The organism is Kitasatospora sp. NPDC006697 (assembly GCF_042869935.1).
Lineage (GTDB): Bacteria > Actinomycetota > Actinomycetes > Streptomycetales > Streptomycetaceae > Kitasatospora.
The window spans coordinates 67,960-79,615 of the sequence record NZ_JBIAGU010000025.1 but is presented as its reverse complement, the minus strand read 5'-3'; the positions used below and the strand labels follow the sequence as shown (position 1 = coordinate 79,615).

Annotated in this window: 5 protein-coding genes and 1 pseudogene; all 6 read left to right on the top strand. The window is 75.2% G+C overall.

Going from position 1 to position 11,656, the window contains the following annotated elements:
• Positions 1-73: 73 nt before the first annotated feature.
• Positions 74-6,571: pseudogene (locus ACFYNO_RS29150) on the top strand (SDR family NAD(P)-dependent oxidoreductase); the annotation flags it as partial.
• Between the two features lie 2 nt (positions 6,572-6,573).
• Entirely contained in the window at positions 6,574-8,583 is a 2,010-nt protein-coding gene (locus tag ACFYNO_RS29145; RefSeq protein ID WP_388018978.1) for an alpha-hydroxy-acid oxidizing protein, read from the top strand.
• A complete protein-coding gene (locus ACFYNO_RS29140) occupies positions 8,580-9,383 on the top strand; it encodes a thioesterase II family protein (protein ID WP_388018975.1) in 804 nt (267 codons plus the stop codon). The genes ACFYNO_RS29145 and ACFYNO_RS29140 overlap by 4 nt, the downstream gene beginning before the upstream one ends.
• Positions 9,384-9,971: 588 nt before the next feature.
• Entirely contained in the window at positions 9,972-10,559 is a 588-nt protein-coding gene (locus ACFYNO_RS29135; RefSeq protein WP_388018972.1) for a hypothetical protein, read from the top strand.
• Complete coding sequence (locus ACFYNO_RS29130) at positions 10,556-10,996, top strand: hypothetical protein (protein WP_388018969.1); 441 nt, start codon at positions 10,556-10,558, stop codon at positions 10,994-10,996. Before ACFYNO_RS29135 ends, ACFYNO_RS29130 begins: the two co-directional genes overlap by 4 nt.
• A gap of 125 nt (positions 10,997-11,121) precedes the next feature.
• Positions 11,122-11,655, top strand: coding sequence for an NUDIX hydrolase (locus ACFYNO_RS29125; RefSeq protein WP_388018966.1), 534 nt, complete (start codon positions 11,122-11,124; stop codon positions 11,653-11,655).
• The last annotated feature ends 1 nt before the right edge of the window (position 11,656 follow it).

The window sequence follows — 11,656 nt, the reverse complement described above, 5'->3', positions numbered from 1 at the left end:
GACCACAACCCCACCAGGGAAGTACGGAGAGAGCAGGATGGCTTCCACAACCCAGCAGCAAGTCGTCGAGGCGTTGCGGGCCGCGCTGAAGGAGAACGAGCGGCTGAAGGCGGACAACGCCCGGATCAAGGACCGCGAGCAGGAGCCGATCGCGATCATCGCGATGGCCTGCCGCTACCCGGGCGGGGTCCGCTCCCCGCAGGACCTGTGGCGCCTGGTCACCGACGAGGTCGACGCGGTCGGCCCGTTCCCCACCGACCGCGGGTGGGACCTGGCGAACCTGTACGACGCGGACCCGGACGTGCCGCACACCTCCTACTCCAGGGAGGGCGGCTTCCTCCACGACGCGGCGAAGTTCGACGCCGAGTTCTTCGGCATCAGCCCGCGCGAGGCCTACACCATCGACCCGCAGCAGCGCCTGCTGCTGGAGACCGCCTGGGAGGCCTTCGAGGCCGCCGGGCTCGACCCGGCCGCGCTGCGCGGCAGCCGCACCGGTGTCTTCGTCGGCACCATGTACGGCGACTACGCCTCCCGCTTCTCGCCGGCCCCCGCCGAGTACGAGGGCTACCTGGGCCTGGGCAGCGCGGGCAGCGTCGCCTCCGGGCGGCTCTCCTACACCTACGGGCTCGAGGGCCCGGCGATGACCATCGACACCGCCTGCTCCTCCTCGCTGGTCGCCCTGCACCTGGCGGCCGCCGCGCTGCGGCGCGGCGAGTGCTCGCTGGCGCTGGCCGGCGGCGCGACGGTGATGGCCACGCCGATGCCGTTCGTGGAGTTCAGCCGGCAGCGCGCGCTCTCGCCGGACGGCCGCTGCAAGGCCTTCGCGGCCGGGGCGAACGGCACCGGCTGGGCCGAGGGCGCCGGCCTGCTGCTGGTCGAGCGGCTCTCCGACGCCCGTCGGCTCGGCCACCCGGTGCTGGCGGTGCTGCGCGGCTCGGCCGTCAACCAGGACGGCGCCAGCAACGGCCTGACCGCCCCCAACGGCCCCGCGCAGGAGCAGCTGATCCGGCAGGCGCTGGCCGGCGCCGGCCTGTCCGCCGCCGAGGTGGACGCGGTGGAGGCGCACGGCACCGGCACCAGCCTGGGCGACCCGATCGAGGCGCACGCCCTGCTCGCCACCTACGGCAGGGACCGCGAGCACCCGCTCTACCTGGGCTCGCTGAAGTCCAACATCGGCCACTCGCAGGCCGCGGCCGGCGTCGGCGGCGTGATCAAGATGATCATGGCGATGCGGCACGGCGTGCTGCCCCGCACCCTGCACGTGGACCAGCCCAGCCCGCACGTGGACTGGAGCTCCGGCGAGGTGGCGCTGCTCACCGAGGCCACCCCCTGGCCGGCCCTCGAGCGACCACGCCGCTCCGCCGTCTCCTCCTTCGGGATCAGCGGCACCAACGCGCACGTCATCCTGGAGCAGGCCCCCGCCGAGGAGCCGGCCGGGGAGCCCGGCACGCCGCTGCCCGCCGTCCCGGTGGTGCTCTCCGCGGCCGGCGAGGCCGCGCTGCGCGCCCAGGCCGACCGGCTGCACGCGCACCTGGCCGACCCGGCCGCCGGCAGCCTGACCGACGCCGCCTTCTCGCTGGCCACCACCCGCGGCCGGCTCGCGCACCGCGCCGTGCTGCTGCCCGCCGACCGCGCGGAGCTGCTGGCCGGGCTGCGCGCGCTGGCCGACGGCACCGGGCCGGCCGACCTGGTCCGCGGCACCGCGGCCGAGGGCCGCACCGCCTTCCTCTTCGCCGGGCAGGGCGCCCAGCGGGCCGGCATGGGCCGGGAGCTGTACCAGGCCTTCCCCGCCTTCGCCGCCGCCTTCGACGAGGTCTGCGCCGCCCTGGACCCGCACCTGCCGCGCCCGCTGCGCGAGGTGGTCCTCGCCGAGCCGGACACCGCGGCCGGCGAGCTGCTGAACCGCACCGAGTACACCCAGCCCGCGCTGTTCGCCTTCGAGACCGCGCTGTTCGAGCTGCTCGGCTCCTGGGGCGTGCGGCCGGACGCGGTGCTCGGCCACTCGGTCGGCGCGCTGGCCGCCGCCCGCGCCGCCGGGTTCCTCGCGCTCGAGGACGCCGCCGCGCTGGCCGCCGCCCGCGGCCGGCTGATGCAGCGGCTGCCCGAGGGCGGCGCGATGGTGGTGCTGCGCGCCACCGAGCAGGAGGCCCTGGCGCGGATCGCCGGCCACCGCGAGCTGGTCTCGGTCGCCGCCGTCAACGGACCGGCGAGCACCGTGCTCTCCGGCGACCGGGCGGCGCTGGCCGCGATCGTCGCCGCCGTCGAGGCGGACGGCGGCAAGGCCACCTGGCTGAAGGTCAGCCACGCCTTCCACTCCCCGCTGATGGCCCCCGCGCTGGACCAGCTGCGCGCCGTCGCCGCCGGGCTGACGGTCCACCAGCCGACCCTCACCATGGTCTCCGACCTGACCGGCCGTCCGGTGACCGCCGAGGAACTGGCCGACCCGGAGTACTGGGTGCGGCACGCCCGCGAGGCCGTCCGGTTCCAGGACGGCGTGCGGGGCCTCGCCGAGCTGGGCTGCACCCGGTTCCTGGAGCTCGGCCCGGGCACCGACCTCACCTCGCTGGCCGCCGACTGCCTGGACGGCGCGGCCGGCCACACCGTGGTCGCCGCGCTGCGCAAGCGGCTGCCCGAGCCGGCCGCACTGCTCACCGCCGTCTCCCGGCTGCACGTGCGCGGCGGCGCGGTGGACTGGCGCGCGGTCTTCGCCGGCCGCGGCGCCCGCCGGATCGAGCTGCCCGGCTACGCCTTCCAGCACCGCACCTTCTGGATCGACCAGCCGGCCCGCACCGGTGACGTCGGCTCGGCCGGCCTGACCGCCGTCGAGCACCCGCTGCTCAGCGCCGCCACCGGACTGCCGGACACCGGCGGCCTGCTGCTCACCGGCCGGCTCGCGCTGGCCGAGCACCCCTGGCTGGCCGACCACCAGGTCGCCGGGCAGGTGCTGCTGCCCGGCACCGCGCTGCTCGACCTGGCCGTGCAGGCCGCCCGGGCGGCGGGCCTGGACCTGGTGGAGGAACTGGTCCTGGAGGCCCCGCTGGTGCTCCCCGCGGACGGCGCGCTGCCGCTGCGGGTCACCGTCGGCGCCCCGGACGGCACCGGCGCCCGCGCCGTCGGCATCCACACCGGCGAGCAGGGCGACTGGACCCGGCACGCGCACGGCCTGCTGACCGCCGCCGCGCCCGCCGAGACCGCCGACCTGGCCTCGCAGTGGCCGCCGAGCGGCGCCGAGCCGGCCGGCACCGCGCCCGCCGAGCTCTACGCCGCGATGGGCGCCACCGGCCTCGCCTACGGCCCGGTCTTCCGCGGCGTGCGGGCCCTCTGGCGGCGCGGCAGCGAGCTCTTCGCCGAGGTGGCGCTGCCCGACGGGCGCCAGCCCGGCACCGGCGGCTACGGCCTGCACCCGGCGCTGCTGGACGCGGCCCTGCACCCGATCGCCCTGGGCGGGGTGCTCGACGGGGTCGGCGGCGACGACCGGATGTTCCTGCCCTACGCCTGGAACGGCGTCCGGGTGCACGGCACGGCCGAGGCCGCGCTGCGGGTGCGGATCGCGCCCGCCGGCGCGAGCGGGGTGAGCGTGTCGGTGGCCGACCGGGACGGCCGCCCGGTCGCCTCGATCGCCTCGCTGGCGCTGCGCCCGGCCGCCCCGGCCGGCCAGGACGACGGCCTGCTGCTGACCGCCTGGGAGCCGCTGGCCGACCTGCCCGCCGCGCCCGACAGCTACGACTGGATCGTGCTGGGCGACGCCGACCCGCTGGCGGCCGAGCTGGGCACCGGCCCGGTGCTGGCCAACGCGGCCGAGCTGGCCGCCGCACTGGACGAGGGCGAGCCGGTGCCCGAGCAGCTGCTGCTCGCCGTCCCGGCCGGCGCGGCCGACGCCGTGGACGTGCGCGGGCTGCTGCACCAGGTGCTGGAGGCCGTGCGGCTGCTGATCGAGGACGAGCGGCTGGCCGGCACCAAGCTGGCCGTGCTCACCCGCGGCGCCGTCACCCTCGGCGGCCAGCAGTACGCCGGCGAGCCGGCCCAGCGCGCCGTCTGGGGCCTGCTGCGCTCCGCCCAGGGCGAGCACCCGGGCCGCTTCACCCTGCTCGACGAGGACGGCAGCCCCGCCTCGCTGCGCGCCGTGGCCGCCGCGCTCGCCGCCGGCGAGCCGCAGCTGGCGCTGCGCGGCGGCACCGCCCACCGGCCCACGCTGACCGCGGCCGAGCCGGAGGGCCTGCTGCGCGCCCCGGCCGGCGCACCGCACTGGCACCTCGACTACGTCGCCAAGGGCACCTTCGCCAACCTGGCGCTGAAGCCCTGGCCGGAGGCCGGCGAGCCGCTGGCCGAGGGCCAGGTCCGGGTGGAGATGCGGGTCGCCGGGCTGAACTTCCGCGACGTGCTGCTCTCGCTCGGCGTGATCCCGGCCTCGGTGGACGGGCACGCGGGCGGCTCCGGCCAGGGCGGCGAGGGCGCCGGCGTGGTCCTGGAGGTCGGGCCCGGGGTGACCGGGCTGCGGCCGGGCGACCGGGTGATGGGCCTGTTCCAGGGCATCGGCCCGGTCACCGTGGCCGACCGCCGGTTCGTGGTGCCGATCCCGGCCGGCCTGTCGTTCCGTCAGGCGGCCGCCGTGCCGGTGACCTACGCGACGGCCTACTACGGCCTGGTGGACCTGGCCGGCCTGCGGGCCGGCGAGTCGGTGCTGGTGCACGCGGCGACCGGCGGCGTCGGCACGGCCGCGCTGCAGATCGCCCGCCACCTGGGCGCCGAGGTGTACACCACGGCGAGCCCCGCCAAGTGGCACGCGCTGCGCGCCGCCGGGGTGCCGCAGGAGCGGATCGCCTCCTCCCGCACGCTGGACTTCGAGGCGGAGTTCCTGACCGCCACCGGCGGCGCCGGCGTGGACGTGGTGCTCAACTCGCTGGCCGGCGAGTTCGCCGACGCCTCGCTGCGGCTGCTGCCGCGCGGCGGGCGGTTCCTGGAGATGGGCAAGACCGACCGGCGCGACGGCGCCTCGGTGGCGCTCAGCCACCCCGGGGTGGACTACCGCACCTACGACCTGCGCGACCCCGGACCGGACCGGGTGCAGGAGATCCTGCTCACCCTGGCCGGCCTGTTCGAGCAGGGCGCGCTGACCCCGCCGCCGGTCGCCGGCTTCGACCTGCGCCGGGCGCCGGACGCCTTCCGGTACCTGAGCGAGGCCCGGCACATCGGCAAGGTGGTGCTGGACCTGGGCACCGGCGAGCGCTGGGACACCGACCGGGCCGTGCTGGTGACCGGCGGCCTGGGCTGGCTGGGGCGGCTGACGGCCCGCCACCTGGTGACCGGTCACGGAGTGCGGCAGCTGGTGCTGATGGGCCGCGGCCGGCCGGGCGCGGAGGCGGAGCGGGACATCGCCGAGCTGCGCGCGCTGGGCGCCGAGGTCCGCACCGAGGCCTGCGACGCGGCCGACCGCGAGGCGCTGGCCGCCGCGCTGGCCCGGCTGGCGCTGGACGGCGTGCGGATCGGCGGCGTGGTGCACGCGGCGGGCGTGCTGGACGACGGCCTGCTCTCCTCGCTCACCCCGCAGGCGCTGGACCGCACCCTGCGGCCCAAGGTCGACGCGGTGCTCAACCTGCACCGGCTGACCGACGGCCTGGACCTGAGCGCCTTCGTCGTCTACTCCTCGCTGGCCGGCACGGTCAACTCGCCCGGGCAGGCCGGCTACGCGGCCGGCAACGCCTTCCTGGACGGGCTGGTCGAGTACCGCCGCTCGATCGGCCGCCCCGGGGTCTCCGTGGTCTGGGGCCTGTGGGGCGGGGACGGCGGCATGGGCGCCGGCCTCACCGAGGCCGACGTGGCCCGGATGGCCCGGGTGGGCGTGGCTCCGCTGACCGCCGAGCGCGGCCTGGAGCTGCTGGACGCGGCCGTGCGCCGCGACCAGCCGGTGGCGGTGGCGGCCGGCTGGCAGCTGGCCGGCCTGCGCGAGCGGGCGGCGGCCGGCGGCGAGGTGCCCGCGATGCTGCGCGGCCTGCTGCCCGCCCCGGCGGTCAAGGCGGCGGCCGCCGCGGCGGCGCCGAGCGCGCAGGGGGCGGCGGCCGCGGCCGACTCCCCGGCCGGCTCCGGTGCCCGCACCGGCGATCCGCTGCTGGACACCGTGCTCGACGAGGTGGCGGCCGTGCTCGGCCACGCCTCCGGCGCGGCGGTGGACCCGGACGGCTTCTTCGACCGGCTGGGCTTCGACTCGCTGACCGCGGTGGAGCTGCGCAACCGGCTCGCCGAGGCCACCGGGATCCGGCTGCCCGCCACCTTCATCTACGACTGGCCGACCCCGACCGAGCTGGTGGCGCACCTGCGCCCGCAGCTCCCGGAGCAGCCGGCACCGCAGAACACGCACGACCAGAACGACCAGCAGAACCAGCACGACCAGCAGGACGCTCCCGCGAGCGGGGCACCGGAGACGGTCGCCCTGCTCGCCGAGATCGCCCGGCTCGAGGCCGCGGTCGCCGACCGCCCCCTCAGCGACAGCCAGCGGGCCACCGTCAGCGAACGGCTGCGTGACCTGCTCACCGAACTGAGCTCTTCGAAGGAGGGTTCCTCAGCATGGGTGTGACCATGACGGCCCCACCGGCCGAACCAACGACCCAGCCCCAGCCGGCTCCGACGACCGCACCGGCCGACGCCTCCCGGTGGCTGCGCAGCTACTACCGGGGCGAAGCCGGCACCGCCGCCGTCCGCCTGGTCTGCTTCCCGCACGCGGGCGGCACCGCCAACGCCTTCGCCCGGCTCTCCGCCGTGCTGCCGGCCGGCACCGAGCTGCTGGCCGTGCAGTACCCGGGCCGCCAGTTCCGGCGCGCCGAGGCCTGCGCCGAGTCCATCGAGGCGCTGGCCCAGGGCGCGGCCCGGGCGCTGGCCGAGTACGACGACAAGCCGGTCTTCCTGCTCGGCCTGAGCATGGGCGCCCTGGTGGCCTTCGAGACCGCCCGGCTGATCGAGCGCCAGGGCGGCTCGGTGGCCCGGCTGTTCGTCTCCGCCGCCCGGCCGCCGGCCCAGGACTGGCAGGAGCAGGACGTGGACGCGCTCAGCGACGCGCAGATCGTCGCCGGGCTGCGCACCCTGGGCGGCATCCCGGCCGCGCTGCTGGAGGACCCGGAGGTGGTCGGCGACCTGGTGCGCCTGCTGCGCGCCGACCACCGCGCGCTGCGCCGCTACCAGGGCGACCCGGAGGCGGCCACGGCCGCCCCGGTGACCGTGCTGCTGGGCAGCAGCGACCCCAAGAACACCTTCGAGCAGATGGCCGACTGGGGCCGGCACAGCGCCCAGGGGCACAGCGTCGAGCCGCTGACCGGCGGGCACTTCTCGCTGGTCGAGCAGGCCGCGGAGACCGCCGCCGTGCTCGGCCGCTACATCCGCCGCGACCGGGCCGCGCTGGCCCGCAAGGCGCCGCAGGGCCCGGCCACCGAGCTGGTCAAGGAGATCCTGACGGCGGGTCTGGACGGCCAGACGCCCGGCCTGCCCACCGACCTGACCCAGCTGGAGGAGGCGGCCCGCGCGGTGCTGGCGCCCAACGCCTTCGGCTACCTGGCCGGCACCGCGGGCACCGGCTCCACCGGCCGCGCCAACCGGGAGGCCTTCGAGCGCCACCGCCTGGTGCCGCGGGTGCTGCGCGGGGTGACCCGACCCGACACCTCGGTGACCCTGTTCGGCCAGCGCCTGCCCGCCCCGGTGCTGCTGGCGCCGCTGGCCGCGCAGGCCCTGGTGCACCCCGAGGGCGAGTCGGCCACCGCCCGCGCCGCGGGCCGCCTGGGCCTGCCGATGGTGCTCTCCAGCTTCGCCTCGCGCTCCCTGGAGGAGGTCGCCCGGCAGTCCGGCGGCGGCCCGCGCTGGTTCCAGCTCTACCTGCCCTCGGACCGGGCGGTCGGCGAGTCGCTGGTCCGCCGGGCCGAGGCGAACGGCTACACCGCGCTGGTGCTCACCGTGGACAACACCCACCTGGGGTTCCGCCCGGGCGAGCTGGACCACGGCTACTCGCCGTTCCTGCGCGGCATCGGCATCGCCAACTTCACCACCGACCCGGTCTTCTGGGGGAGCCTGGGCCAGGAGGCCGGCCCCGAGTCGGCCGTCCGGCGCTGGCTGCAGATCTCCAACGACCCGAGCCTGACCTGGGACGCGGTCTCCTGGCTGCGCTCGCTGACCAGCCTGCCGATCATCGTCAAGGGCATCCTGCACCCGGAGGACGCCCGGCTGGCGCTCGAGCACGGCGCCGACGGCGTGGTGGTCTCCACCCACGGCGGCCGCCAGGTGGACGGCAGCGTGGCCGCCCTGGACGCGCTGCCCGCGGTGCGGGCCGCCGTCGGCACCGGGGTGCCGGTGCTGCTGGACTCCGGGGTGCGCACCGGCGCCGACGTGGTCAAGGCGCTCGCCCTGGGCGCGGACGCGGTGCTGTACGGCCGCCCCTACGTCTACGGGCTCGGGCTGGACGGCCAGCGCGGCGTGGAGCACGTGCTGCGCTGCCTGCTCGCCGACCTGGAGCTGTCCCTGGCGCTGACCGGCAGCGCCGCCCTCGCCGAGCTCGGCCCGCAGCTGTTCGCCGGCGCGGCCCTGGAGAACGGAGCAGCCGCATGAGCACTCTCCTGGGCCGCGGCCGGGACCGCACCGGCTGGCTGCGGCAGTACCACAAGGGCCCGGCGGACGCCCCGCTGCTGGTCTTCTTCCCGCACGCCGGCGGCGCCGCGACCGGCTACTTCGGCCTGTCGGCGGCGGTCTCCGCCGCCGCGCAGGTCGAGGCGTTCATCGTGCAGTACCCGGGCCGGCAGGACCGGCTCGCGGAGGCCTGCCCGGACAACATCGCGGAGATGGCGGACCGCGCCGTCGAGGCCCTGCTGCCGTTCGCCGAGGAGCGCCGGCTGGTCCTCTTCGGGCACAGCATGGGCTCCACCGTGGCCTTCGAGGTGGCGCTGCGCCTGGAGGCCCGGGCGCAGGGCCGCGGCCCGCTGGGCCTGATCGTCTCCGGCCGGGGCGCGGCCTCGGTGCAGACCAACCAGGGCGTGCACCTGCTCAGCGACGAGGACATGACGGCGAGCATGGCCGCGCTCTCCGGCACCCCGGCGGCGCTGCTGGCCGACAAGGACCTGATGGCCGCCGTGCTGCCCGCGCTGCGCGCCGACTTCAAGGCCTCGGAGCTGTACCAGGGCACCCCGGGCGCGCAGACCCGCTGCCCGATCAGCGCCTACTCCGGCAAGGCCGACCGGGGCGTCCCGGTGGACGAGCTGCTGCAGTGGCGCGAGCACACCACCGGCGAGTTCAAGGCCCGCTTCTTCGAGGGCGGCCACTTCTATCTGCAGCCGCGCGAGCAGGAGGTGTCCCGGTCGATCCTGGACGACGTGCACGCGTTCAGCACCGGCGCGCTGGTGGGGAGCCGCTGAGCCGGCGTCAGGCGCATTGCGAGCGGCCCCCGATCACCTGGTGATCGGGGGCCGCAGCACTGGGCGTCTTCTCATCCCGTCCACTGCCTTACCGGGGCGGCCCCTCCCGCCCCAGCTGACGCGGCCGGACTGCGGACCGCACCACCCGCCTCGGCCACCTGCCCGCCGTCGAAGGCGGTGACCCCTGGTCGTGGGCGGGGCTCACAGGCATCGACTCGGTGGTTCCCGGGTCGCCACCTGCCACTCCTTGGTCCCGTCCTTGCCCGGGTCCGGGATGTCCTCCGGTTGCCGTGCGACGGCTGCTGTCCACTGCCTGCCAGGGGGTCGAATCACCCGTTCAGATGGATCAGTTGGCAGCGGACCGGCATGGAGGACCGGCTCGGCGGAGGCCGAGCGAATGTGCTCGCCCGGGCAGTGGTTCTTAGCTTAAAGAGGGGCAGCGCTCTGACCTGCGAAAACGCCGAACGAATGTAGGTTATAACCTACGTTACTGACCAGTAACGTAGGTTATAACCTACATTCGCGTGGAGTAGTGCGGAGTGTGGGTTCTAGCCCTACAAAAGTTATCCGTTGGGATAATCTCTGGTGGTGATCAGTCCCTCGACGGGCGCCAGGACCGCCCGCCTTCCCTCCGCTCGGCCGGGCAGGACACCGGCCCAGCCACCACCCGCGGAGATTGCGAATCCGCAGAACATCGTCTCGATCCGGCTGGAGCCGGGCGAGTCGGTGTCGGTCGCCCCGGCGCCTGCCCTCTCCTCCGGTGGGCATGAGGACTTCGACTTCCTCGGCGAGCACTTCTACCTGGCGTCGGTGGAGCTGTCCGCCAAGCTGCCGCTCATCGGCCTCACCGCCACCGAGTACGACGTGTGGCACGCGATGCTCGGCGCCCAGCTCAAGGGCGGGATCGTGCCGATCACCGTCACCAAGCTCGGGGAAGGCCTCGGGATCGGCCGCGGGGAGGCCGGCCAGGCACTTGCCAGGTTCGCGCTGGGCTTCATCTGGCAGGAGAGGCGCGGCCAGTACCGGATCAACCCCCGGATCGCCTTCTGGGGAACGAGCCGTCAGCAGCGGCTCGCCCTGGCCCGCATGCCAGACACCATCCCCAGGATCCGGCTGCCCGAGTGCACCGTGCGCCCGCCCCGCCGCGCCCGCAGACCCAAGCTGGAGTCGCTGTGACCACGCACGAGCATGACCAGGACGACGAGGCGTTCCTGACCGTGGCGGGCTCGATGTACACGGCGCAGGGCCTCTCCCGGGCCCTTCCGCTGTACCGCCTGACGACGACCCAGTACGACGTGTGGCACGTCGTACTGGGCGACATGGCTGACGGTGGCTGGGTGCACCTGACGCTGGAGGAGATCGGGGTTCGCCTCGGCACCAGCAAGAGCAACATCTCGCCCGCCCTGTCCCGGCTGATCGGGCTCGGGCTGCTCTGGCGGGTATCGAACGGCCTCTACCGGATCAATCCCCGGATCGCCTTCAAGGGCAGCCGGGACGACTGGATCGCGGCGCTCGGCGAGGTGCCGGACGAGGTACCGGAAGTCGTGCTGCCGGACTATCGGCGGCGCCCGCCGCGCCGCCGATCGGCGGCGGGACTTTCTTCGCAATCGTGAGACCTGACGGGCAGCGATCTGCGGGCATCTCTACTATTCGTCACTTTGACGCGAATTCATCAGAACCGGCTCGAAGTACCTTGCTGGTCTGACATGCTGAAGGTCCGTCGAGAGGGGCCGCAGCGATGCAGTGGAAGATCCACGGGGAACGACCGATCTACGAGAACCCCTGGGTGGACGTGTGGCTGGTCGACGTCGAGCAGCCGGACGGGCACCGCTGGGAACACCACGTGCTCAAGCTGCGGCACCTGGCGGTGGCGGCGGTGGTGAACGAGCAGAAGCAGGTGCTGATGATGTGGCGGCACCGGTTCATCACCGACTCGTGGGCGTGGGAGCTGCCCATGGGGCTGATCGAGGGGGAGGAGTCCCCGGCCGAGGCCGCCGCTCGCGAGGTGCTGGAGGAGACCGGCTGGCGGGTCGGGGAGGTCAAGCCGCTGATCTATGCCCAGCCGGCTAACGGCATCACCGACTCAGAGCACTTTGTGTTCAGGGCCGAAGCCGTCGAGTTCACCGGGCCTCCGAGCGAGCGCAACGAGTCGGACCGGATCGAGTGGATTCCACTCTCCGACCTGCGCGGCATGATCGACCGCAGGGAGATCGTCAGCAGTGGCTCGCTGGTCGGCGTGCTGTATCTGCTGCTCGATGAGGCCGGCCTCTAGC